General features: G+C 69.3%; 14 protein-coding genes and 1 pseudogene. 11 read left to right on the top strand and 4 right to left on the bottom strand.

All coding sequences use genetic code 11. The features are described 5' to 3' along the window. Positions 1–191 (bottom strand): annotated as a pseudogene (locus tag ABZ693_RS19940) (IS1380 family transposase); the annotation flags it as partial. 948 nt (positions 192–1,139) lie between these two features. Here ABZ693_RS19940 and ABZ693_RS19945 point away from each other — a divergent pair. The 3 genes from ABZ693_RS19945 to ABZ693_RS19955 are packed head-to-tail and all read left to right on the top strand — an operon-like array spanning position 1,140 to position 11,925. Then, the gene (locus tag ABZ693_RS19945; RefSeq protein ID WP_359878796.1) at positions 1,140–7,895 is read left to right on the top strand and encodes a LamG-like jellyroll fold domain-containing protein; all 6,756 of its coding nucleotides are present in this window, start codon (positions 1,140–1,142) and stop codon (positions 7,893–7,895) included. After that, positions 7,895–11,401 (top strand): RHS repeat-associated core domain-containing protein, encoded by a 3,507-nt coding sequence (locus ABZ693_RS19950; RefSeq protein ID WP_359878961.1) that lies wholly within the window; start codon positions 7,895–7,897, stop codon positions 11,399–11,401. Before ABZ693_RS19945 ends, ABZ693_RS19950 begins: the two co-directional genes overlap by 1 nt. Next, the gene (locus tag ABZ693_RS19955) at positions 11,398–11,925 is read left to right on the top strand and encodes a hypothetical protein (RefSeq protein WP_359878798.1); all 528 of its coding nucleotides are present in this window, start codon (positions 11,398–11,400) and stop codon (positions 11,923–11,925) included. The genes ABZ693_RS19950 and ABZ693_RS19955 overlap by 4 nt, the downstream gene beginning before the upstream one ends. A gap of 727 nt (positions 11,926–12,652) precedes the next feature. Here ABZ693_RS19955 and ABZ693_RS19960 read toward each other — a convergent pair. After that, on the bottom strand, positions 12,653–13,078 hold the full coding sequence (locus ABZ693_RS19960) for a secondary thiamine-phosphate synthase enzyme YjbQ (protein WP_359878801.1): 426 nt from the start codon (positions 13,076–13,078) through the stop codon (positions 12,653–12,655). 83 nt (positions 13,079–13,161) lie between these two features. On the opposite strand from ABZ693_RS19960, the gene ABZ693_RS19965 reads away from it, so the two are divergent. Beyond that, positions 13,162–14,271, top strand: a complete 1,110-nt coding sequence (locus ABZ693_RS19965) for an NAD(P)-binding domain-containing protein (RefSeq protein WP_435842478.1) — start codon at positions 13,162–13,164, stop codon at positions 14,269–14,271. Positions 14,272–14,370: 99 nt separating this feature from the next. Here the strand turns inward: ABZ693_RS19965 and ABZ693_RS19970 are convergent, their stop codons facing one another. Continuing rightward, entirely contained in the window at positions 14,371–14,502 is a 132-nt protein-coding gene (locus tag ABZ693_RS19970; protein WP_359878803.1) for a hypothetical protein, read from the bottom strand. A gap of 58 nt (positions 14,503–14,560) precedes the next feature. After that, on the bottom strand, positions 14,561–16,387 hold the full coding sequence (locus tag ABZ693_RS19975) for an ABC transporter ATP-binding protein (protein WP_359878805.1): 1,827 nt from the start codon (positions 16,385–16,387) through the stop codon (positions 14,561–14,563). A gap of 269 nt (positions 16,388–16,656) precedes the next feature. Here ABZ693_RS19975 and ABZ693_RS19980 point away from each other — a divergent pair, with 269 nt between their 5' ends. From ABZ693_RS19980 to ABZ693_RS20010, 7 genes are all read left to right on the top strand, one after another. Further along, positions 16,657–17,118: a MarR family winged helix-turn-helix transcriptional regulator gene (locus ABZ693_RS19980; protein ID WP_359878807.1), complete on the top strand. Its 462-nt coding sequence runs from the start codon at positions 16,657–16,659 to the stop codon at positions 17,116–17,118. Positions 17,119–17,200: 82 nt separating this feature from the next. Next, complete coding sequence (locus tag ABZ693_RS19985) at positions 17,201–20,125, top strand: FAD-binding and (Fe-S)-binding domain-containing protein (protein WP_359878809.1); 2,925 nt, start codon at positions 17,201–17,203, stop codon at positions 20,123–20,125. A 435-nt stretch (positions 20,126–20,560) separates the two neighbouring features. Further along, positions 20,561–23,404: a nitrate- and nitrite sensing domain-containing protein gene (locus ABZ693_RS19990; RefSeq protein ID WP_359878811.1), complete on the top strand. Its 2,844-nt coding sequence runs from the start codon at positions 20,561–20,563 to the stop codon at positions 23,402–23,404. After that, positions 23,401–23,832, top strand: a complete 432-nt coding sequence (locus tag ABZ693_RS19995; RefSeq protein ID WP_359878813.1) for a roadblock/LC7 domain-containing protein — start codon at positions 23,401–23,403, stop codon at positions 23,830–23,832. Before ABZ693_RS19990 ends, ABZ693_RS19995 begins: the two co-directional genes overlap by 4 nt. Beyond that, positions 23,829–24,254 (top strand): DUF742 domain-containing protein, encoded by a 426-nt coding sequence (locus ABZ693_RS20000; RefSeq protein WP_381693564.1) that lies wholly within the window; start codon positions 23,829–23,831, stop codon positions 24,252–24,254. The genes ABZ693_RS19995 and ABZ693_RS20000 overlap by 4 nt, the downstream gene beginning before the upstream one ends. A 6-nt stretch (positions 24,255–24,260) precedes the next feature. Then, positions 24,261–24,830 (top strand): GTP-binding protein, encoded by a 570-nt coding sequence (locus ABZ693_RS20005; protein WP_359878815.1) that lies wholly within the window; start codon positions 24,261–24,263, stop codon positions 24,828–24,830. 124 nt (positions 24,831–24,954) lie between these two features. Then, positions 24,955–26,091: an FAD-dependent monooxygenase gene (locus ABZ693_RS20010; RefSeq protein ID WP_359878817.1), complete on the top strand. Its 1,137-nt coding sequence runs from the start codon at positions 24,955–24,957 to the stop codon at positions 26,089–26,091. The last annotated feature ends 103 nt before the right edge of the window (positions 26,092–26,194 follow it).

A 26,194-nucleotide genomic window follows, 5' to 3' on the forward strand; every position in this document is an offset into this window, starting at 1 on the left:
CCGGTGCCGCGTGGCCGAAGTGGTCTGAGCGCGGTGGAGTACGCGGCGGTCAGCCCGGCGGCATCGGCAAGATCCGCCAGCAACCGTGCCCCGGCGTGAGCAACCACCCCCGCACCGTCAGCGGAGACATGGAGCTTGGGACGCGAACCGATACCCTGCACGCAGAAAGTGCCTTCCGTCTGGACCGACAGAACCCCTCGACAAGGTTCATCGTCCCAGCTCAGAAGGCACTTTCGCGTTGCCGCACAGAAATCGGCCCCGCACCAAGTGAAACGGCGAGGTTAGGACAACTCCGAGCCTACGTTGCCCCGGGCCCGGCATCGCGGGCCCCGCCTAAGCACTCCTGCAGGATTCGCTGTCTGGTTTGGTCTTTCGGCGGACGGCCGGAGTGTAACGCGGCTTCGATCGTGTGGGGGCGGTCCCCGGGGACCGCCCCTCGATCATGCGACAGCGCCGCAGGTAGCGACAGTGGCGGGGCAGCCTCCGAGGGTGATCACCGAGATGCCGCCGCGCAGTGGGACCTCGAACTGGACGATCCCTTCCTGCCCATCGGGCAGCGTTTTGACCGAGTCGAGCTCCGCCGACGCATGCGTGCCTACGTACGCGGCCTGCTCGCCCCTGCGGCCCGCAAGAACAACTGCGTCGCCCTGTCAGAAGGCGCACCCTGCTGGCGAGTTCGGCTCACACCACCCTGAACCTTTAGTTCCACTTACACGCTAAATGCGAAGCATTCCCCTTCACGCATTGATCACGAAATGAGCACACAGCTTGCTCACAGCATCGACATATCTATCTACTGGCCTCCTCTTTTACTGTGTCCTGGGGGGCTTCCGTGCGCTTTGTGCGGCCAATCTCTTTCACCGTCGCCTTTGTCATGGCCACTCTGACCGGAGCGGAAGGCGTCGCCGCCGCGCGGTCTGCCGACCGCACGTCTCCGACCGCGGCGGATGCCCCTGAGCAGCGCTGGGGATCGGCCGACGGCCGCTCCTCCCGCGCAACAGCAGGCGACACTTCGGCCGACACCACGGGGGGGGCGCCGTGGTCATACGGCTGCCCCTAAGGAACTTCCCCCGGAAAGCGGTGTGTCATCCGCTGCGGTCGCACAGGAGGTACCGCCGCCGACTACGACCGCAACACCTGTGGCCGCCCCGTCCGAAGAGCCGAAGGGCTTTGACTCGGAGACGAGTCGCGAACTCGCCACCGAACGCGAGCGGATGTCCAAGACGTTTCAGAACACGGACGGCACTCTCACCACTCGCTTCTATGACGAGCCGGTCAACTTCCAGGACGCTGCGGGGAACTGGAAGGCGATCGACACGAAGCTGAAGGCTCTCCCCAAGGGGGGACGCATGGGCCATGCCGTGGGCGTGTCCGGGGATGGCTGGCAGATCACATCCGGCGACTCGGAGACCGTCTTCGCGGGCTATGCCGACGGCACACCACTCGTCTCCTTGAACACAGGTGCTGACACCTCGGTGGGCTTCTCCGTGCAGGATGTCGCGCATGCTCCTGGCGAAGCCGTCGACAGCACGATCACCTACCGCGACATTCGCCCAGGTACCGACCTCCGGTTCGTCGCCGGTGGCGCATCCGTGAAGGAGGTCATCACCCTCAACAGCCCTGATGCCGCCTCCGAGTGGGTCTTCCCTCTCTACACGCGGGGACTGACCGCACGGCTTGAGTCGACCGGCGCGGTTGCGTTCCGGGACTCCGCTGGCGGGGTGCGGGCCACCATGCCCGCAGGGTGGATGGAGGATTCCAACCTCGCCCCGAACTCCAACCAGGGCGAGATCTCCAACGGCGTCCGCTACGAATTGGTCGACATCGCCGGTGGTCAGGCACTGAAGGTCTCCCTGGACGCCGAGTGGCTCCACGATCCGAAGCGCGTCTTCCCCGTCAAGGTCGATCCCTCTGTGACCACGGTGACCGGAACGCCCGCATCGTCCGGCACCTACGTAGAGTCGCCGTACAACGTCAACTTCTCAGGTGACACGAACGTCAAGGTCGGCACCTACGACAAGGGCGGCCACAAGGCAGCCGCGTTTCTGCGCTTCGCCGGCGTCGAGTCCGCTCTGAAGAACGCCTGGGTCATCAGCGCCCGCCTGGCCTTGTACAACACGTACTCATACTCGTGCACGGCCCGCCCGGTGACAGTGCACGCGGTCACCTCCAACTGGTCCGAGTCGACCACCAACACCTACCCGGGCCCGGCAACTGGTCCGGCGCTCGGTTCGAAGAGTTTCGCGCACGCGTGGCGCCCTGATGGCCAGACCTCATGGCCCTGCGGGCCTGCTGCCTGGGAGTCGATCAGCCTGGGTTCGGCCGGCCGCCAACTCGTCGATGACTGGACCCATGGCCGGAAGAAGAACTACGGCCTCGCGGTGAAGGCGTCCACGACGGACTCGTACGCTTGGAAGAACTTCGGGTCCGACGACTACCCGAATGGCAAGCCGTCGCTGGACGTGACGTGGACGAAGTACGGCGCCACTTACAAGCTCGGCACCCTCGTCACTCCCATGACGGCGACGTCCGAGGGAGTTTTCAAGGTCACGGTCACGAACCGAGGCCAGGAGACGTGGCCGAAGGGTGGTGACTATTCGCTGCGCTACCTGTTGTACGACGCGTCCGGCACCGAGATCACGGACACTGCGAAGATCCGCTGGTCGGCCATGCCCGCCGATGTCCCGCCGGGCGGGACTGTCACGGTGGATGCCAAGGTGGCCCCACTCACGCCAGGTGACTACACCCTCGCCTGGACGATGAACCACAACAACATCGCCAAGTTCAGCAGTGTCGGAAGCCCTCCGGCAGCCGTGAAGATCTCTGCCGTCAATGTTCCTCCCTATCTGACGGGTGCCGCACCGGCGAGCGGTGCCGTCGTCACCACCCTCACTCCGACGCTGTGGGCGTCGGGAGCCGACCGTGACCGTTACCCGAAGACTTTGCAGTACCAGTTCGAGGTCTGTGAGGTCGAAGGGAAGGACACCCGGAAGAACTGCAAGGTGGGGCCTCGTGTGTCCTCTCAGCAGTGGGCTGTGACCAGCGGCTGGCTGTCCTGGGCGAAGACGTACGCGTGGTACGCCTACGCATACGACGGCAGCGCCACATCGGTGCGTCCCGGGCCCTCGCTCCTCACCACGCAGGTGTCGCAGCCGGCGATCACCAGCCACCTTGGCGGCTCGGACAACGGCCGGAACTTCGGCGAGCGCTCAGGTAACTTCGTGACCGCGGCCACCGACGCCTCTGTTCCGACAGTCGGACCCGAGCTCGCGGTCGCGCGGACGTACAACTCGCAGGATCCGCGGCAGAAGAATGCTTTCGGCGCCGGATGGGCGACACGCTGGGACATGCGCGCCACGCCGGAGAGCAACGGCAGCGTGGTCATCACGCTGGCGAACGGCGCCCAGGTGCGCTTCGGTAAGAACACCGATGGAACCTACGCCGCCCCGTCCGGCTCGGTGGGGAAACTGAAGGCCGAGAGCGGCGGTGGCTGGACCCTGCGCGACGGATCGGGAAGTCTGTACACCTTCAGTGCCGCCGGGCTACTCACGAAGATCGCGGACAGTCACGGCCGATCCCAGCAGCTGACCTACACCGAGAACCAGCTCACGCAGGCAAAGGACGTCCTGTCTGGGCGCACTCTCACGTTCACCTGGGCCGCCGGACATGTGAAGACCGCGACGACGAACGCCGTGTCCAGCACGGACACGGGCCTGAAGTGGACCTACACCTACGACAACGACCGTCTGGTGAAAGTCTGTCCGCCCCCCTCCACGACAGCCTGCACCGGCTACACCTACGAGGACGGAAGCCTCTACCGCAGCACAGTGCTGGACGCCGGTCCGTCGGCGTACTGGCGTTTGAACGAGGGCGAGGGAGAGTCCGCGGCCAGTGAGGCCGTGTCCAGCACCGGCCTGAACGAAGCCCTCTACCGGGACGTGATCCGCGGAGCCAACGGCGTCCTGGCCGGCACCGGCGACAAGGCTGGCTCCTTCGACGGCACGGATTCCTACGTCGCCCTGCCGGACGACGCTCTTGGCTCCTCGCCGTTCGCGTCAGTGGAGATGTGGTTCCAGACCACAAAGTCGGGTGTGCTGCTGTCGCAGGCCAACGAACGTCTGGAGGATGTCGACCTGACCGTGAGCCAGGCCACCCCGCTGTTGTACGTCGGCACGGACGGCAAGCTTCGCGGCCAGTTCTCCTACCCCGGCACCACATTGACCCCGATGACCTCGACCGGCGTGGTGACGGACGGAGCCTGGCACCACATCGTGCTCTCGGGTGCCGGTACCACGCAGACTCTGTACCTCGACGGCAAGCCTGTGGGTTCCAAGACCGGCGCGATCGACCACCTGGACCAGCGCTTCTACTATGTCGGCCTCGGCTGGACCGGCGGTTCTTGGCAGGGAATCGACAAATCCGATCAGCTTGGCCACTTCACCGGCGCCATCGATGAGGTCGCCGTCTACGGCCACACCCTGGACGCGAGTACCGTCGGCGAGCACTACGCGGCGAAAGCGGCCACCTCCCGCATCACCAAGGTGACCCTCCCTTCCGGAAGGGTCGACTCCCAGGTGGTCTACGACGCCGACACCGAACGGGTCGTCGAGGTCACCGACTCCAACAAGGGCTTGTGGAAGGTCTCCGCGCCGTCCTACTCAACCGGCTCGACCTCCTACAGTGACGCCGTTCGCGCCTCTGGCCCCAGCGAGTACTGGCGCTTGGGTGACCGACGGGGCACGGCTGCCGCGAGCGGGCTCCCCGAGGGATCGGAGGGGCGATACGGCGACAGCATCGCACTTGGCACCTACGGTGCCTTCGCGGATGGCGACGACACTGCAGCCGGCTTCGACGGCGACTCCTACATAGAACTCGCCGACGGTTCCCTCAGTGGCACCACCCTCTCCGCCGAACTGTGGTTCCGCACCAGCAAGTCCGGTGTTCTGCTGACCGAAGCGAACGCCGACATCAGCGAGGACGAGACACCCACGCACTCGACCCCGCTGCTGTACGTGGGCACTGACGGCAAATTGCACGGCCAGTTCTACTCCGAAACCACCAATTGGACCCCTCCGGCCTCCAAAGACAAGGTCAACGACGGCCAGTGGCACCACGCCGCGCTGGTCGGCAAGGCGAACACTTCGTCCCTGTACATCGACGGTGTTCTCGCGGGCTCGGTGTCCGGCACGATCACGCACCTGGACCAGACTCGTGTCTTCCTCGGCAAGAGCTGCTGCGGAACCCGCTGGGCCGCCCTCGATGCCAACGACAAGTGGGGCTACTTCACCGGCGCCATCGACGAGGTCGCCTTCTACCCGAAGGCCCTCACCGCCTCCGAGATCCGCGCCCACTACCGTGCCCGCACCGACATGGTCACCGGCGACGGCACGCACTACCGCGGCACGGTGACCGGTGACGCCCCGGCAGGCTACTGGCGGCTTGACGAATCCAGCGGCTCCACGGCACGTAGCAAGGTCGCGGCTCAGAACGGCGACGGCACGTACACGAACACCACCCTCGGTACTGATGGTGTCTTCGGCACGAGCGACAACACCGCTGTCACTCTCAGCGGCAACGGCTACGCGAAAATACCCGAAAGCATCATGCACGGATCGACCGACCTCGCGGTCGAGCTGTGGTTCAAGACCACCAAACCCGGTGTGCTGATCGGCGATCAGACCGTGCCCATCACCAGCACCCCCGACCCCGCCAGCAACGCGTGGGCCCCCGTGCTCTACGTCGGCACGGATGGCAAACTCCACGGCAAGTTCTTCGTCACCGGCCTCAGCTCGGCCAGGGTCGCATCCGCCGACAACGTGGACGACGGCCAGTGGCATCACGCCGTCGTCACCGCGACCGGCACCGCACAAACCCTCTACCTGGATGGTGTCCAGGCCGCCACATTCGCCGGCGCCGTCAACCACCAGTCCAGCACCCACACCTACATCGGCGCTGGCTTCGCCAAGTACTGGCCCGCAAGCCCCGCAGACGTTTCCTACTTCACCGGGCAGATCGACGAAGTCACCATCTATCAGCACGGCCTCACGGCCGATCAAGTCGCCGAGCACTACCAGTCACGCGAGCGTTCCAGCACCTCCGCTCTCGCCATGAACGTCAGCGTCACCGACCCCAAGGGCGCCACCACAAGTACGGTCTACGACGCGCTGCGCGGCCAGCGCCGCATCGCCTCCACCGACGCGGCCGGCGGCCTCACCACCTATGCGTACGACACCGGCGGCTACGTCCACACCGTCACCGACCCCAACGGGCACTCCACCATCACTGGCCACGACGCCCAGGGCAACCCCGTCTCCCGGACGACGTGCCGGGACGCCAATTCCTGCTGGACCTCCTACGCCGAGTACTACAACAACGCCACTGATCCGCTCGATCCCCGCAACGGAAAGCAGATCGTCGCCCGCGACGCCCGCTCCTCCAGCCCGGCCGACAACCGCTACAAGACCAGCACCACCTACACCGACAAGGGGTTGCAGGACTCCGTCACCCTCGCTGACGGCCGCAAGGCGTCCACCATGTACACCACGGGAAGTGAGCCCGCCGTCGGCGGTGGCACCACACCCGCCGGCCTGTTGAAGGCCAATGTCACACCTGGTGGTGCGACCACGGCCTACGAGTACTTCGCCAACGGCGATGTAGCCAAGGCCACGGCCCCATCCGGCCTGGCAACGTCGTTCGCCTATGACGGCATCGGTCGCAAGACCTCCGAGACTCAGACCTCGGACACGTTCCCGAGCGGCATCATCACCTCCTACGCATACGACGACATGTCCCATGTCGTCACCGAGACAGGCGCCGCGGTCAAGAATGAGCTCACGAATACAGAGCACAGGGCGAAGATCCGCCGCGCCTACGACGCAGACGGCAACCTGTTGAGCGAGTCCACCGAGGACATCGCAGGCGGCGACGCCGCCCGCACGACGAGCTACCGCTACGACAGTCTCGGGCGTCAGGACCGCGTCACCGACGCCGAGGACCACAGCACGACCTTCGGCTACGACGAACTCGGTCGCGTCGTCCAGGAAACGGACACGCTCGGCACCACCCTGATCCACAGTTACACGCCGCGAGGCCAGAAGTACGAGACGACACTGAAGGGCTGGACGGGAGACCCGTCCGGTGCCCCCCGTGACCTTGTGCTCGAATCCAACGCGTACGACCCGGCCGGCCGTCTCGCCTCGACCGCCGACGCCATGGGCGCCACCACCACGTACACCTACTACGACGACGACCTCGCCGCTACTACAACGGCCAAGCAGGTGACCCAGGCTGACGGCAGTCGCCACGACGTCGTCCTGGAGGAGAACGCCTACGACGGCGCGGGCAACCTCACCCGTCAGTCGACCGGCGGCAGCAGCGGCAAGACCACCGTCGACTACACCCTGGACGCCACAGCACGCGTCAAGGAATCCGTCCTCGACGCCTCGGACCTCGCGCGCAAGACCACCCTCGGTTACGACAAGGACGACCGAGTCACGAGCGAGACGTTCAGCATCGACGCGACCGGCGGCAGTGTCACGAACACGACCACGTACGACGCGGCGGGCAATCCCACACGCAACGCGGTCTCCGACGCCACCGGAACGCTTCGGACCACCACCAGCACCTTCGACCAGCGTGGCCTCGTCCTGACGACGGTCGGTGCGCGGGGCAATGTCGCGGGAACCGACCCCGCCAAGCACACCACGACCTACCGCTACGACGCTCTGGGGCGTCTCGTCGAAGCCACCGCGCCCGCGGTGCAAGCCGAGGAAAACGGCGCCGCGGCCGCAACCGTTCGGCCGTCCGTGCTCGCCGGCTACAACACCTTCGGCGAAGCCACACACACGCGCGAGGTGCCATCACCCGCACCACTGTCGACAAGCTCGGCCGCGTGATGGATGTGACCAGCCCCGCCTACACCCCGCCCGGCGCAAGCCAGCCCGTCACCGCCGTCACCCACACCACGTACGACGCACTCGGCCGAGCCGACAGCGTGACCGATCCCCTGGGCCGTGTCACCCGCTTCGGCTACGACCAACTGGACAACCTCATCCAACAGACCGACCCCGCGCCCGGCGCTCAGCGCGGACTCGCCGACCCCAACCCGCTCACCGCTCCCCAGACCGACCTCGGCGGCGGAGGCGTCACCCGATACACCTGGACTCCGACGGGGTTGCAGCTCTCGGCCACCACCCCCATGGGGGCCCGGACGGAGGCGACCTACGACGAACTCGGCCGCCAGCTCACCGCCACCAGAGTCGAGCGGTACCCCACTCTGCAGAACCTGACCACCCGCTACGCGTGGGACGACGCCGGAAACCAGACCGCTTCCACCACACCGACCGGTCGCACCACAACCTCCGTCTACAACGCTGCGGGTGAACCCACCGCCGTCACCACCCCTGGCCAAGGAACCACCCGCTTCTCCTACGACCGTCTCGGCCGTACCACGGAGACGATCGACCCCACCAACCGCAAGACCCAGTCCGTCTACGACAGCTTGGGCAACGTCACTGAGGTCAAGGATTTCGGCACCGGAGCCACGGTCCTACGCTCGGCCAAGGCCGGCTTCGACCCCGACGGCAACCAGATCTCGGCAGACAGTCCGACCGGCGGCCACACCGACTTCTGCTACGACGCACTCGGCCAACTGGTCAGCCAGACCGAGAGGATCTCGGCAACCGACCAGATCGCCACGTCCTTCGGCTACGACAAGAGTGGCAACCGAACCCGTTTCACCGACGGCCGAGGCAACACCACCACGTACACCTTCAACCCCTGGAACCTGCCCGAGTCCACCATCGAGCCCGCAACACCCCAGCACCCCGGCTTGGCCGACCGTACCTGGACCACCGTCTACGACGTTTCCGGCCAGCCGGTCACCGAGCTGCTCCCCGGCAACGTCAAGCGCCAGCGCACGTACGACGGTCTCGGCAATCTCATTGTCGAGACCGGTGCCGGAGCCGCCGCCGTCACCGAGCCCCGCAGCCTCTCCTACGACCTCGACGGACATCTGACGAGCGTCGCCACCACCGGAACCGCGGCCCCGAACGCTTACGCGTACAACGATCGCGGCCAACTCCTGCGCGCCCAAGGCCCCTCTGGCGACACGCAGTACGCCTACGACGCCGACGGCGCCATGACGTCGCGCACCGACTCCACCGGCCGAACCGCGTACACCTACGACACGGCCGGGCGCCTCGACACCACCACCGATCCGCTCACCGGAACGCAAGTTCGCTACGACTTCGACGCCGCCGGCCGCCCGACCCTCGAGCAGTACGCGCGCCCTGGCTCCGGTGGACAGTTCGTCATCGGTGCCCAGCGCGGCTACGGATACGACAGCCTCGGCCGCCTGACCTCCGACACCGTCACCAACACCGGAACCAACACCTCGGTCACGGGCATCTCGTACGGCTACGACAACGCCGACCGTCTGACGAAGAAGACCACCACCGGAACGGCCGGAGCCTCCACCAACACCTACACCTACGACGCAGCCGGCCGCATGGACTCCTGGTCTAGCGGCAGCACCACCGTCCCCTACACCTGGGACAAGGCCGGCAACCTCACCCGGCAGGGCACCACGAACGCGGTCTACGACGCCCGTAACCGTCTCGAGAGCTGGGGCACGGAAACCTACGCCTACACGGCCCGCGGCACCACGCAGTCCGTCACCAAGAACGGCAGCACCCGAACCGTCACCTCAGACGCCTTCGAACGCACCATCGCCAACGGCCCCAGCACCTACACCTACGACTCACTCGACCGCGTCCTCACCGGAAACGGCGCCGCATTCACGTACGACGGCGGCTCCAACAACCTCATCGCAGACGGCACCACCGCATACACCCGAACCCCGGACGGCGCCCTACTCTCCAGCTCACCCAAGGCGAACACCGCCTCTGCTCAGCTCGCCGTCACCGACCAGCACACCGACCTCGTCGCCGGCCTCGACCCCACAGGTGCATCAGTCCAGGCGTCCCGCGCCTACGACCCCTTCGGCAAAACCACCTCGACCAACGGCGCCAACCCCGCCGTCGGCTACCAATCCGGCTGGACCGACACCACCACCGGCGAGGTCAACATGGCCGCCCGCTGGTACCAGCCCGGCACTGGCAATTTCGCCTCGCGTGACACCTGGACCCTTGAGGCATCCCCCTCGGCAAATGCCAACCGCTACGCATTTGGCCTGAGTTCCCCTCTGAACTACACCGATGCGACGGGGCATTTGAGCACCGACACGCTCGAGAGGCGGGAAATTGCACAACGGCGAGCGTCGAGCGCAGCCGCAAACTCCAGCACGAATCGCTTCAGCTGGGGAGGCCTCTGGCGTGGAGTGAAACTTGTGGGCGGAAGAAGCCCTGCGGGATGGGCTATTCGTGCATTTTCCTGGGCTTCCGCCCCAGTCTCATTGCATGAATCGACGTGCAGCACCAGTCCTCTGTGCTTGGAGCGGGAGAAACGGCGTCGAGAGCTCCAGAATCAGAAGTTCCCCTGCGTTGGCACTTCTTACTGCTACCAAAGCAGGCCTTCGACCTCTCACAATCCAACCCCATCTCCCAAGCCGACCCCGACTGCTGGCGCCGGCAGAGGGGGCAGAGGCAACGGCGGCCCGGGGAATGGCGGCAATTGCGTGGCCCACTGCACCACGAGTGTCGCCTTCCCCCCGCCTCCTCCGATCGACAAGAACCCGAACGATGGCAAGAGCCCAATTCCGGCCATCAGCTGGGTCCCGAAGCCTGACTGGGGCGCCTTGAAGAGCACTGGCTGGAATTCCGGCGAAGGCTGGGCAGCCGTCATAGATACCCTCACCATCCTAGGAATGCTGGGAAATAATGACCCATTCCATCCCGGAATAGCGGCGAATGAACTACCAGTCACGTCACCCTCTCCCGGCAACTCAAGCGGCTCCAACTGGCGCGACGAGGATCCGTGCAGCAAGCCCAGAGATGAGCGCTACCGCTATCAGCCGCTCATAGACGGGGCACCCACAGGTGCAACCGCCCTCATCTGCCAGCAAGATGTAAAACCACCAAGAAGCCGCTCCCCCAGGAAGGGCACTTGGAATCCACCCGGCTATCTCGCAAAAAAGGATCGAGATCGCCAATGGATTTTCAATCGATCTCACATAATTGCCGATCGATTTAACGGAGCGTGGATTCGAGAGAATATCGTATCAGGATTCCGCGACTTCAACGATCCGGCAATGAAGAAGTGCGAGGACAAGATCGCAAACTCCACCCTCTCTGGTGAACGCGTATACTACTCCGGGCAGGTTCTATACGGTAACGGGCGACAGAACATCCCCACCGGATTGAGGATGACCGCATCTACTCAAACTGGAATTCTATTCAATACGACGATCGAAAATCGTCCAGGAAGTCAGGTGACCTGTTGAGTCTCGCAGAGCTAGAGAAGGCCATTCCGCAGCTTTTGGGGTTCCGCAGCCCTACCCATCGAGGCATCGACTGGGGATACATCGCACGAGAGGTCGGCGCGGCACCCCCTCCGGACTTCGTGGAACTATCGGAGAAATACCCTTCATTCACCGTTGATGAATTCCTGAGCATTCACATCCCCGACCCAGGAGAGGAAAGATTCTTCGTCCGTAGCGTTCGCGAGAGACTGGAAGTCCTGGGAGAATTCCGCGACGCCGGAATGGCCCATGGGTACGTCCCCTTTCCTGAGCCGCATGGACTCTACCTCTGGGGAGATTCCATCGATGGCGACTACTTCTACTGGAAAACGGGAGCATCGAGGTCCGATCCCTGGACGATTTTGGTCGAAGGCGCCAACGCCGACTGGTGCGAGTACGACGGCAGCCTGACAAGCTACCTCGCCGGACTGGTGCGCGGAACCATTCCCCCCGACGGTCTCCCGCCGGACTTTCCGGGGCGGACGCCCGTGATCGATGTGGATTGACCCGAATTGGAACGATGTACCGTCTGACGCTCCAGCCCCGCCGTGGCCGTGTATCGACACGACGACGGCTGGGCCATGTGCGGCCGCATGATCGTGGAGTTCCTTTTGACCTCGGCCGCGTGCGGGTGTAGCTCGACGCGTTCGACCCGGCCGTTCGGCACGGTGTGGACGTACTGGAAGCCGTACGACGGCTTGCCCTTCGGACAGCCTGCGGCACGTATCTTCTTGGTGGCGTCACGGTTGCGCCGCTGGATGGCGCGCAACTCCATCCGCGCGCCGCAGGATTCCATCGTGAAGCGGTTCTCGTCGTTCGGGTCGTCGAGGTTCCAGACACCCTCGTGCCCATAGGAGACGAGGAGCTTTCCCTCGTCTCCTACGGGCACGAGTCCGTCGTACTTCCCCCGCTCGTCACAAAGCCACGGAGCCACGGACCGAGCTTCGGACGGGTCATCGGGTCGGTGGCGCCGGACACCTCCCAGCCGTCCGCCCAGTCGATAATGTGCCCGCCGACCGATGCGGCAGCGGTCAGCACATCCCCCCGCTGCCGCTCCGGCGAGGTCGCCGCTGCCTTCACCCGCGACAGTCGACGCACTCCGAGCAGGCATTTTCCGCAACCGTCGTACGGCCGCTCGATCTCGTCCCTGGTGGTGCCGCACACCTTTCTCCCGCTTCGCCGGAGCGTTCGGAGATATGGGGGCCACTCCCAGGACGATCTTGGTCGGCCCGGTCAGCTCAGGAAGCTCAGCCGCACCTGGCGTTCCGGGTTGTCGACGTTCGTGTCCACCAGGCAGATCGACTGCCAGGTGCCGAGTTCCAGGCGGCCCGCGAGGACCGGGGCCGTGGCGTGTGGGGGGATCAGGGCCGGGAGGACGTGGTCGCGGCCGTGGCCCGGGGAGCCGTGGCGGTGCTGCCAGCGGTCGTCGGCCGGGAGCAGGTGGTGGAGGGCGGCGAGGAGGTCGGCGTCGCTGCCCGAGCCGGTCTCCAGGATGGCGAGGCCCGCCGTGGCGTGGGGGACGAAGAGGTGGAGCAGGCCGTCGCGGCCGCGGGCGGTGGTCGCGAGGAAGTCCTCGCAGTGGCGGGTGAGGTCGGTGACGGTCTCCCGCGAGCCGGTGGTGAGGGTGAGGATCGTGGTGTCGAAGGCCATGGGGCTCATCCTGCCGTTCCCGGGCGGGGATATGGGGTGTGCCGGGCGGTGGGGCCGGGAAGATGCGGGGCTCGGACGCCGTTGGTGGAATCGTGAACGATTTCGGGGTGTACGAGGAGCGCGAGGTCGACGTCGTGGTCGTCGGCGCCGGACAGGCCGGGCTGTCGGCGGCGTACCACCTGCGCCGTACGGGGTTCGAGCCGGAGCGGGACTTCGTGGTGCTCGACCACGCGCCGCGGCCGGGCGGCGCCTGGCAGTTCCGCTGGCCGTCGCTCACGTACGGCAAGGTGCACGGGATGCACGCGCTGCCCGGCATGGAGCTGACCGGGGCCGATCCGGCGCGGCCGTCCTCGGCGGTGATCGGGGAGTACTTCGCCGCGTACGAGGAGTCCTTCGGCCTCCCGGTGCACCGGCCCGTGGACGTGACCGCCGTACGGGAGGGCGAGGGCGGACGGCTGCGGGTGGAGAGTACGGAGGGGGTGTACGCCGCCCGGGCACTGATCAGCGCGACCGGGACGTGGGAGCGGCCGTTCTGGCCGCGCTACCCCGGGCAGGAGACCTTCCTGGGGCAGCAGCTGCACACCGCCCGGTACCCGGGGCCCGAGGCCTTCGCCGGCCTGCGGGTGGTCGTGGTCGGCGGCGGCGCCTCCGGCACCCAGCATCTGATGGAGATCGCCGGCCACGCCGCCGCGACGACCTGGGTCACCCGGCGCGAGCCCGTGTTCCGTGAGGGCCCCTTCAACGAGGTGGCCGGACGGGCGGCGGTCGCGCAGGTCGAGGAGCGCGTACGGCAGGGGCTGCCGCCGCGCAGTGTGGTGTCGGTGACCGGGCTTCCGCTGAACGACGCCGTCCGCGCGGCCCGGGCGAGCGGGGTCCTCGACCGGCTGCCGATGTTCGACCGGATCACGCCGACCGGGGTGGCCTGGGACGACGGGCGGTTCGTCGAGGCGGACGTCATTCTGTGGGCGACCGGCTTCCGGGCCTCGGTCGACCATCTCGCGCCGCTGCGGCTGCGTGAGCCGGGCGGCGGCATCCGGATGGAGGGCACCCGGGCCGTACGGGATCCGCGGGTGCATCTCGTCGGCTACGGGCCGTCCGCGTCGACCATCGGCGCGAACCGGGCGGGCCGCTCGGCCGTTCGCGAGATCCGCGCGCTGCTCAAGAACACTCCGCGCGCGTCGGGCGCTGCCGTCACCGGCTGAATCCGGCCGGGCAGCCACAGCCGGGCGCACACGCGGCGGCGCCGCCGGCCCCCTGGGACGGGGAACCGGCGGCGCCGCGCTCTGCCGAGCCGGGTGGCGTCAGATCAGCCAGCCCAGGAAGTGGACGACACCGGCGAGCAGGTTGGTGATGATGTTCATGGGGTGCTTCTCCTCGTACAGGTTTTCTGTGGGACATACGCGATCGCGGTCTGCAGCCCGTCGCTTGCGCACCGTAAGCATCCGACGTCCCACCTGCCCGAGGCAACGAAATCCCGGACGATCACACGTTCTAGGGAACAACCGCTCCCACGTTCGCATGTTCGTCTCTCCGCACCAGGGCCGCGTACCGCCCGCCGAGGGCGAGCAGTTCCTCGTGCGTGCCGCGTTCGGCGATGCGGCCCCCGTCCAGGACGACGATCTGGTCGGCGTCGCGGACGGTGGACAGCCGGTGCGCGATGGTGAGGGTGGTGCGCCCGGCCGAGAGCGCGTCGATGGCCTGCTGGACGGCGTGTTCGGTACGGGTGTCCAGCGCGCTGGTCGCCTCGTCGAGGATCAGGACGGGCGGGTCGCGCAGGATGGTCCGGGCGATCGCCAGACGCTGCTTCTCGCCGCCCGAGAAGCGGTAGCCGCGCTCGCCGACCAGGGTGTCGTAGCCGTCGGGCAGCGAGGCGATGTGGTCGTGGATCTGGGCGGCGCGGGCGGCCGCCTCGATCTCCTCGTCGGTGGCGTCGGGCTTGGCGAAGCGCAGGTTGTCGGCGACGGAGGCGTGGAAGAGGTACGTCTCCTGGGAGACCACGCCGACGGCGCGGGCGAGGGTGTCGAAGTCGAGGTCGCGCACGTCGACCCCGTCGAGGAGGACCCGGCCCTCGGTGACGTCGTACAGCCGGGGCACCAGATGACCGAGGGTCGACTTGCCGGAACCGGTCGGGCCGACGACGGCCAGGCTGCTTCCCGCCGGGACGGTGAGGTCGATCGCGTCCAGGGTGGGCCGGCCGCCGCCCTCGGGTTCGTAGCGGAATCCGACCTTGTCGAAGACGACCTCGCCCGCGACCCGCGGCAGCCGGACGGGCTCGTCGGGTTCGGTGATGTCGATGGGCAGGTCCAGGTACTCGAAGATGCGCTGGAACAGCGCGAGCGAGGTCTGGATGTCCACGCCGGTCGACAGCAGGCTGACGGTCGGCCGGAAGAGGCCCTGCTGAAGCGAGACGAACGCGACCAGCGTGCCGAGCGAGACGGCGGGGCCGCCGAACTGGAAGGTGAGGCCGGCCGCCCAGTAGAGCAGCGCGGGCATGGCGGACATGACGATGCCGATGACGGACATCCGCCAGCGTCCGGCCATGGACGAGCGCACTTCCAGGTCGACCAGGCGCTCGGACTCCTCGGCGAACGAGCGGGTGAGGGAGTCGGCGCGGCCCATGGTCCGGCCGAGCAGGATGCCGCTGACGGACAGGGACTCGGTGACGGTCGCCGCCATGACGGCCATCTGCTTCTGGCGCCGGGTGGTGATCCGTTTGCGCTCGCGGCCGACCCGGCGGCTGATCCAGACGAAGACCGGCAGCAGGAGCAGCGAGACGACGGTCAGCCGCCAGTCGAGGGCGACCATGGCGACGACCGAGGCGACCACGGCGGTCAGGTTGGAGACGAGGGAGGTGGCGGTCGAGGTGACCGTCGCCTGCATGCCGCCGATGTCGTTGGCGATCCGGGACTGGACCTCGCCGGTGCGGGTGCGGGTGAAGAAGGCCAGCGACATCCGCTGGAGCCGCCCGTAGACCGCGGTGCGCAGGTCGTGCATGACGCGCTGGCCGACGGTGGTGGAGATCAGGGTCTGCAGTACGCCGAAGACGCCGGAGACCACGGCGGTGGCGATCATGCCGAGGGCGAGCAGGCTGAGCAGCCCGGTACGGCCTTCGGGGATCGCGACGTCCAGGATCGCGCGGAGCAGGAACGGGGAGGCGACCGAGACCAGCGACGACGCGGCGACCAGCAGGCCGACGAGGGCGAGGCGGGCCCGGTAGAGGCGGAAGAGCCGCAGGATGCGCCGCAGCTGGGCGGGCTCCTCGGGGCGGCCGGGTTCTCGGGCGGGTGGCGTCCACGTGGACGTTCGGTGCGGATGCATGGGCTCCTGCGCGGGGTGCGGTGACGGTTTCCCTGGGGCTTCTCGGTGCCTTTCCGGCGGTGGTGCGTCGACGGTGGTGCCGGCCGACGGTTCGTCGGCCGGTGACGCGTCGGCGGGGCCGTCGTCCCGCGCCCCCACGGTGAGACGTCGGGGCGTCGGCGGTACGACGGGCTCGGGGGCAGCGGGACGGGGATCCTGGGCGATCCTTTCGGAGGATAGTTCATTGTTACCTATACTCACAATGAACGAGGTCTTGATATTGTTCCCTCATGAGTACCCCGGCCGCTTCCGAAGCCTCCGACCCCGACGGCCTGCTCGCCGAGCAGTTGCTCCGTCTGACCCGTCGGCTGCATCGCGCCCACAAGCTGCACCTGGAGCCGGCCGGCATCACCCCGGCGCAGTTCCGGCTGCTGCGGACGGTCGCGCACTTCCCCGAGCCGCCCCGGATGGCCGACCTCGCCGCCCGGCTCGAGGTGGTCCCGCGCGCGGTGACCAGCCTCGTCGACAGCCTGGAGGCGAAGGGCAGGGTGCGCCGGGTCCCCGACGCGCACAGCCGCCGGGTGGTCCGGGTCGAACTCACCGACGCCGGCCGCGACACGCTGAGAGACCTGCGCAGCGCGCGCCGCGCCGCGGCAGAGGACATCCTGGCCCCACTGACCGTCGAACAGCGCGAGGTGCTGGGAGGTCTGCTGTCCACCCTGGTCGACCCCGGCCCGGAGCGCGCCTGCTGAGCCGCGGCGGCCGCGATCGGGGCGGGACCCGCCGGAGCGGCCGGCGCCCGGGCACGGCTCGCGCCGAAGGAGGGCACCGGCCATGCCCGTACGCGAACCGAATCCGCAGACCCTGCGTGCCGGTACGAGACGGCAGGCGGCGCCCGACCGGGTGCCGGACCTCCAGGCCCGAGGCACCCCGAAGCACCTGCGCGACGAACTGATCGCCGTCCTCGGCCCCGAGAAGGTGCTGTGGAAGGTCTCCGATCTGGTCCGTTACGCCTCCGACGCGAGCCCCTACCGTTTCGTGCCGCAGGTCGTCGTGGTCGCCGAGGACATCGACGACGTCTCCGCGGTCCTCTCGTACGCGCACGGCAAGGGCCGCGAAGTGGTGTTCCGGGCCGCCGGGACCAGCCTCAACGGGCAGGCGCAGGGCGAGGACATCCTGGTGGACGTGCGCCGGCACTGGGCGGGCGTGCAGGTCCTGGACGACGGGGCCCGCGCCCGGATCCGGCCGGGCACCACAGTCGTCCGGGCCAACGCGGCGCTCGCCCCGTACGGCCGGGTGCTGGGCCCGGACCCGGCGAGCGCGATCGCCTGCACGATCGGCGGTGTGGTCGCCAACAACGCCTCAGGCATGACCGCCGGCACCACCCGCAACTCCTACCGTACGGTCGCCTCGCTCACCGTCGTCCTGCCGAGCGGCACGATCGTCGACACCGCCGACCCGGCCGCCGACGAGGAGCTGGCGCACGCCGAACCGCGACTGTGCGCCGGACTGATGGCGCTGAAGGCGGAGATCGAGGCGGACGCGGAACTGACCGCCCGGATCCGCGCCAAGTACACGATCAAGAACACCAACGGCTACCGGCTCGACGCGTTCCTCGACGGCACCACCCCGGTCGGGATCCTGCGCGGGCTGATGGTGGGCTCCGAGGGCACCTTCGGCTTCCTCTCCGAGGTCGTCTTCGACACTCTGCCGCTGGACCGGAAGGTGTCCACCGGGCTGCTGTTCTTCCCGTCGCTGCCGGCCGCCGCGGCCGCCGTGCCCCACTTCACCGAGGCGGGCGCGCTGGCCGTGGAACTGATGGACGGCAACACCCTGCGCGCCTCGGTGAGGGTGCCCGGGGTGCCCGCCGACTGGGCGGAGCTGCCCCGGGAGACGACCGCGCTCCTGGTGGAGTTCCGGGCGCCGGACGAGGCGGCGCTGCGGGCCTGCGAGACGGCGGCGGCCCGGGTGCTCGACCGGCTCGACCTGGTCGCCCCGGTCCCCTCCGTCGTCAACGCCTTCACCCGGGAACCGGGGACGATCGCCGGGTACTGGAAGGCGCGCAAGGCGTTCGTGACGGCGGTCGGCGGCGCCCGTCCCTCCGGTACGACGCTGATCACCGAGGACTTCGCGGTGCCGCCGGACCGGCTCGCCGAGGCGTGCGCGGAGCTGCTCGCCCTCCAGGTCCGGCACGGCTTCGACGCGGCCGTCGCCGGGCACGCGGCGCACGGCAACCTGCACTTCCTGCTCACCTTCGACGCCGCCGAGCCGGCCGACGTGGAACGGTACGCCGCGTTCATGGACGAGTTCTGCGCGCTCACCGTGGAGCGCTTCGACGGCTCACTGAAGGCGGAGCACGCCACCGGCCGGAACATCGCGCCGTTCCTGGAGCGGGAGTGGGGGCCGAAGGCGACCGCGCTCATGTGGCGGACCAAGGAGATCATCGATCCGGACGGGGTCCTCGCGCCCCGCATCGTCCTCGACCGCGATCCGCAGGCGCATCTGCGCGGCCTGAAGACCATCCCGGTGGTGGAGCCGATCGCCGACCCGTGCATCGAGTGCGGATTCTGCGAACCCACCTGCCCCAGCCATGATCTGACGACCACTCCGCGCCAACGCATCGTGCTGCGGCGGGAGATGATGCGGCAGGCCGACGGTTCCCCGGTGGAGGCGCAACTGCTGGCGTCGTACGGCTACGACGCGGTCGACACCTGCGCCGGCGACTCGACGTGCAAGCTGGCCTGCCCCGTCGGCATCGACACCGGGGCGCTGATGAGGGAGTTCCGGCACGCGCGGCACTCGGTGCGCGAGGAGCGGGTCGCGGCCCTGACGGCGCGGCACTTCCGGGCCGTGGAGGCCGCGGCCCGGCTCGCGGTGGGCACGGCCCGGCACCTCGACGACCGGCTGCTGGAGTCGGTGACGGGGCTGGCGCGCCGGGCCACGCGCCCCGACCTCGTACCGGAGTGGCTGCCCGAGATCCCCGGCGCGGCGGCCCACCGGCTGCCGCGGACGCACCGGCCGGCCGCCGTCGCCGTGTACTACCCGGCCTGCGTGAACCGGATCTTCGGCAACCCCGAGGGATACCAGGGCCCTTCGCTGCCGGAGGCGATGGTGGCGCTGTCGGCGCGGGCCGGCCGGCCGGTGTGGATCCCGGACGACGTGCACGGCACGTGCTGCGCGACGATCTGGCACTCCAAGGGGTACGAGCTCGGCAACGAGGTGATGGCCAACCGGATCGTGGAGGCCGCCTGGGAGTGGACGGCCGGGGGCCGGCTGCCGCTGGTGGTGGACGCCTCCTCGTGCACCCTCGGTCTCGCGCACGAGGTGGTGCCGTATCTCACCGACGACAACCGGGAGTTGCACGCCGAGCTGACGGTGCTCGACTCGCTGGTGTGGGCGGCGGACGAGCTGCTGCCGCGGCTCGACGTACGGCGGCGGATCGGCTCGGCCGTGGTCCATCCCACCTGCTCCATGCGGCACTTGGGCGACGAGGACCGGCTCACCGAGCTCGCCGGGGTCTGCGCCGAGGAGGTCGTGGTCCCCCTCGACGCCGGCTGCTGCGCGTTCGCGGGCGACCGGGGCATGCTCCACCCGGAACTGACCGCGTCGGCGACGGCACGGGAGGCCGCCGAGGTCGCCGCCCGGCCCTTCGACGCGTATCTGTCGGCCAACCGGACGTGCGAGATCGGCATGGACCGGGCCACCGGACGGACGTACACCTCGGTCCTGCTGGAACTGGAGCGCGCGACCCGGCCGTGATCCCGGCCCGCCCGCGATCCTCACCCGTCCCGGCCTCGCCCGCGGCCGTTCCGATACGGCGTCACCGGCCCCCTCGACGCCGCCGACGGGGCATCATGGCCCGAACCCGACGCGGACCTTGTCACGTCCGGAGGTGCGAGAGTCCAGCCGACGACTCTGGCACACCTGCGCAGGTCGCGATACTCCGGGGTGATCTCCTCCCCTTCTTCACAGTGTGACTAATATGCACGCGTCATAGCACGGAACAGCAATGGCCGGTCGGACGACCGGCCTTCGTAAGGGAGCATCACCCTGCGCACGCGCGCGTCACGGCGGACGAGCTCGAAGTCCCTTTCCCTGCGGACCGCTCTGCTCATCCTCGCCTTCGTCCCAGGAATCGCTCTGACCGCCCTCTGGGCCGTCACCAGCGGTCAGACCTTCTTCGACTTCCAGCGGATGGCGGCCCAGGGGCAGCTCGCGGAGAAGGCCGGCCAGCCGTCCAACATCGTGTACTACAACCTGCAGCAGGAACGGCGGCTGAGCGCCGACGTCCTCGCCCGCCAGGACGGCGCCGCCACGGCGCTCACCCGGCAGCGGGAAGAGACCGACAAGGCGGTGAAGACCTTCCTGACGCTGTCCGACGACCCGGCCGTCGACAACGCCCCCGACGAGGTGCGCGACGCCGTCAACGTGGCGCGGGAGGCGATCGGCCGGCTGTCCGTCCAGCGGGCCCTCGTCGACAGCGGCGACGCCGACCAGCAGGAGACGGTCTACCGGTACTACACGGATCTGATCGCCGTCGACCTGAAGCTGTTCACGGCACTCAGCCACGTCGACGACGGCAAGGTCACCACGGCCTCGCAGCCGCTCGTGGAACTCTTCTGGACGAAGGAGATGATCTCCCGCTCCGACGCGCTGCTCGCCCGCGCGTGGGGCGACCGGGACCGGCTGAGCGCCAAGGACTTCCAGCAGGTCCAGCAAGCGGTCCTCACCCAGTCGTTCCAGGAGAGCTCGAAGGTCACGCCGTACCTGCCGGACGACGAGCTGGCGATGTGGCGGCAGATCACCTCCAGCGAGGCGTGGCGGAACAAGACCGCCGTCGAGCAGACCCTGCTGCGGCCCGCCGAGCCCGACGCGAAGGGCCGGGTCCGCGTCGGCGACCAGCGCGAGAAGTGGCGCGCCACGATGGACGCCGTCGGCCCGCCATACGAGAAGCTCCTGGAGCACCGCACGCAGCGGGTCATCGACCAGGGCCTGGACAGCGTCCTGTCCCTGCTGCTGCGCATGGTCCTGACCACCGTGGTCGGTCTCGCCGCCGTCGTCGCCGTCGTCCTGACCACCTGGCGGCTCACCCGCAGCCTGCGGCTGCGCATCGGCCGCCTCCAGGAACAGGCCGAGGAGCTGGAGAAGTCGCTGCCCGCCGTCGTCGAGCGGCTCGCCCGGGGCGAGCAGATCGACGTCCAGGCCGAGGCCCGTGCCATCGAACAGGGCTCCGCCGACGGCCCGTCGGACGAACTGGCCCAGCTGGGCAAGGCGCTCAACCTCGCGCGCACCAGCGCCCTCCAGGCGGCGGTCAGCCAGGCCGACCAGCACCGGGGCTTCGAGCGGCTGCTGCAGCGGGTCGCCCGCCGTACCCAGCAGCTGATCGGCCAGCAGCTGAAGAAGCTGGACGAGATGGAGCACCGGCACGAGGACTCCGAGGTGCTCGACGGCCTCTTCGACCTCGACCACCTCACCGCGCGTCTGCGCCGGTACGAGGAGAACCTGGTCATCCTGTCCGGCGGTACCCCGCACCGGCGCTGGCGCAAGCCGGTCGCGCTGCTCGACGTGATGCGCTCGGCCCAGGGCGAGGTGCAGGACTACCGGCGGGTCGTCCTCGACCTCGACGGCAGCCCGTGGCTGGCGGCCCGCGCCGTCGGTCCCGTCACGCACATCCTGGCCGAGCTGATCGAGAACGCGCTCTCCTTCTCGCGCCCGCCGAACCCGGTCGAGGTGCGGGCGGCGGTCGTGAGCCGCGGCCTCGCCATCGAGGTCGAGGACCGCGGCCTGGGCATGGAGGAGGAGCAGCTGGCCGAGGCCAACGCCCTGATGCTGAACCCGCCGCGGCTCGACATCCTCGCCCACGCCGAGGACATCCGGCTCGGCCTGCACGTGATCGCCCGGCTGACCCACCAGTACGGTCTCGGCGTCGAGTTCCGGCCGTCCGCGTACGGCGGCACCCGTGTCGTCCTGCTCGTCCCCCGCGACCTGGTCGTCGCCGCGCCGCAGCAGACCGGCCCGGTGGCCGTGCCCGACCCGGCGCCCGAGCCCGAGCCGCTGTCCGCGCCGGCGCCCGCCGGCGGGCACGACCCGCTGCCGAACCGCCGGCAGGGCCAGGCCCTGGCCGCGGTGACCCGGCTCACCCCGCACGCGCCACGGGAGCCGGAGGTCCCGCAGGCTCCCCAGGCCCCGGAACACCCCGCGCCGGCGTACCCCGTCGAGCCGGACTACGTGACCCGCAACCCGTACGCGATGCCGGAGACGCCGGGTGTGCCCCACACCGACGGCCACCCGGCGTACGAGGAGGCTCCCGCCACTCCGTACGGTTCGCCGTACGAGACACCGGCGGCCCCGGCCCCTGCTCCGGCTCCGGCCCCGCCCGTGGCCCCGTACGGCGAACCGCAGCCGGTCGCCGACCTGTTCGCGGGCACGTTCCCGCCCGCGGCACCGGCGTACGGCTCCGCGCAGCCCTACGGCACCGCCGACGCGTACCCCGAACCGGCACAGCCGGGCGGCATCGGGCACGACGTCCACGGCGGCGACAACGGGCAGCAGCCCGCCCCTTACGGCGGCCCGCACGACCAGGCCACCGGCTACGAGGGCTTCGGCACGCCGCAGCAGGACCTCCGGCCGGCCGGGCCGGCGGAGCACGCCGGTTTCGCGCCGCAGTACGTGACCCCGCTGCCGTCCCACGGAGGACACACCGCTCCCCCGGCGCCCGCGCCCGCCGCGCCGACCGCGGCCCCGGCATCGGAACCGGCCCCGCCCGCCCCGGCGACCGCCGGTGGCGACAAGCCGCTGCCCCGCCGCGTACGACAGGCCAGCCTCGTCGACGAACTTCGGCTGGACCCCGCCGCCCCCGGCGCTCCCCAGCCGCCGCGCTGGCAGGACGACCCCCTGCTCCGGCCCGCACCGCGCCGTGCCGGAGCGACGATCGGCGCCTTCCAGCGCCGCTCGCGGGCGGCCCGCGCCGCCGAGCCGGACGCCCCCGCCGGGCCGGGCGCGTCCCACCACCCCACGAGAGAAGAAGACGGATCATGACACGTACCACCGCTACCCATCAGGACCTCGACTGGCTGCTCGACGGCCTGGTCGAGTCGGTCGCCGAGACCAGGAACGCGGTCCTGCTCTCCGACGACGGCCTGGTCGTCAGCCACTCCCGGACCATCGCCCGCGCGGACGCCGAGCGGCTGGCCGCCATCTGCACCGGCCAGCAGAGCCTGGCCCGGGGCGTGGGCCAGCTCTTCCGGGGCGGCGCCGTGCACCAGGTGATCGTGGAGCTGTCCGACCTCTGGCTGTTCATCATCTCCGCCGGGCAGGGCACGCACCTGGCCGTGGTCGCCTCCCAGGAGGTCGACGCGGAGGTCATGTCCCTGGCCATGCACAACCTCGTCCAGCAGGTCGGACAGAAGCTCGGCACGGCCGCGCGCGGCGAGTTCGACGCGTTCGGGACCGGGCCGGGCGCGTGACCCCGCCCTGGGAGTACGAGGGCACCGCGGACCCGGAGGACGGAGGGGACGACGCCGGCGACAGCATGGTGCGCCCCTACACGATCACCCGGGGCCGCACCGCTCCCGCCCGCGACGACCTCACCCTGATCACGGTGCTCACGACGGTGGAGGACCCGCGCGACGAGCGCGGTGTCCCGCTGCGCCCGGGCCGGCTCCAGCCGGAACACCGGATCATCCTCGGCCGGTGCGCCCGGCCGGTCGCCGTGGCCGAGGTCGCCGCGGAACTCGACCTCCCCGTGTCGGTGACCAAGATCCTGCTGGCCGACCTGATCGCCCAGGGCCTGCTCAACGCCCGCCCGCCGATCTCGATGGCGCAGGCGGCGGGCGGCTGGGACCGGGAGCTGCTGGCCACCGTTCGTGACGGACTTCGGAGACTTTAGGACACCATGAACAACAGACAGGCGGACCCCGCCGCGGTCAAGATCCTTGTCGCGGGCGGGTTCGGCGTCGGCAAGACGACCCTGGTGGGCACGGTCAGCGAGGTCACTCCGCTGCGCACCGAGGAGTACATGACCCAGGCCAGTGTCGGGGTCGACGACCTGGCCGGGATCCACGACAAGGAGACGACGACCGTCGCCCTGGACTTCGGGCGGATCACCATCAGCGACGAGGTCGTCGTCTACCTGTTCGGCACACCGGGGCAGGAACGCTTCTGGTTCATGTGGAACGACCTGGTCACCGGTGCGCTCGGCGGTGTCGTCATCGCGGACACCCGGCGTCTGGAGACGAGTTTCGCCTCGATCGACTTCTTCGAGAGCCGGAGCATCCCCTTCGTGGTGGCCATCAACTGCTTCCACGGCCAGAACACCCGTACGACCGAGGAGATCAGGGCCGCGCTCGACCTCGATCCGCACATCCCGCTGCTGATCGGCGACGTCCGGGAGCGCGCGTTCGGCAAGGAGACGCTGCTCGCCCTGGTCGACCATCTGCTCAGCCTGCCGGCGGCGGCCGGCTGACCGGGCCCCGGTCCGGCCGGCCCCGATCTCGCCGGCCCCGCGCGGCCGGTCCGGCCGGCCCCGCCCCGCGCGCCCTCTCCTCCCCCGTACGCGCCACTCCCTTCTTCCTTTGGAGTCACCCCAGATGACGACACCCCTGCAGGTCCTGATCCACGGCGGAGGCATCGGCGGCCTCACCCTGGCCACGGCGCTGGCCCGGCGCGGCCACACCGTGGAGGTCGTGGAGCTCCGCGGCGAGCTGGACGCGCTCGGCGTGGGCATCCTCCAGCCCTCCAACGCCCTGCACGCCCTGAACGAGATCGGTGTGCTCGACGCGTGCCTGGCGGCCGGGTTCGCGTGGGAGGTGCTGACCATCGCCGACCCCACGGGCGGCACCCTGGCCGAGATACCGCAGCCCCGGATGGGCGACCTGCCGTCGAACAACGGCATCCCTCGCCCGGCGCTCGCCAAGCTGCTCGGCGAGGCGGCCGTCGCGGCCGGGGCCACGATCCGCTTCTCCACCACGATCACCGACCTCACCGACGACGGCACCGGCGTCGACGTGGTCCTCTCCGACGGCTCGACGAGCCGCTGGGACCTGGTGGTCGGCTTCGACGGCATCGGCTCCCCGCTGCGTACCCGGCTGTACGGGGACCGCTACACCCCCGAGTACACCGGCTTCGCGAACTGGCGGGTGACCGTGCCGCGGCGGCCCGAGGTGCGGGGCGTGGTGATGGGGGTCGCCGGGACGGACGGGAAGGCGATGCTCAACCCGATCTCGGCCGACTCGATGTACCTGGCGTCGGTGTTCGCCGAGGCCGAGGACTTCCGCCCGGACCCCGAGCGCGCCCTGGAGCAGCTCACCGAGCGGCTGGCGATGTTCTCCGGTCCGGTCGCCGAGGCGCTCGCCTCGGTCGAGGACCCGGCCGGCGTGGTCTACTCCCGGATCTCCCAGGTGACGGTCGAGGAGCCGTGGCACGTGGGACGGATCGTGCTGGCCGGTGACGCGGCGCACGCGAGCGCCCCGCAGCTGGCGCAGGGCGCGGCGATGGCCGTCGAGGACGCGGTCGTGCTCGCGGAGTCCCTGGACGCGCACGAGGGCGACGTGCCGGCGGCGCTGAAGGCGTGGGAGGAGCGGCGCCGGCCCCGGGCCATGTGGGTGCAGGCGCTGTCCCGCGCGCTGCTCCGGCAGGAGATGGGCGCGGCGACCACGCCGGAGGAGGACGAACTGCTGAAGGTCGGCGTCGCGGGCGCGTCGCACGTCCTGGTCGAGCCGTACTGAGGCGCTTCCCCCTTCCGTGACGTCACAAGGGCCGCACCGGAGATCCGGTGCGGCCCTTGTGCTGCCAGGGGTACGGGGTGGGCGTACGGCGTCCTTGGGCGTA

Source organism: Streptomyces laurentii, from assembly GCF_040635425.1.
In the GTDB taxonomy this organism is placed as follows: domain Bacteria; phylum Actinomycetota; class Actinomycetes; order Streptomycetales; family Streptomycetaceae; genus Streptomyces; species Streptomyces laurentii.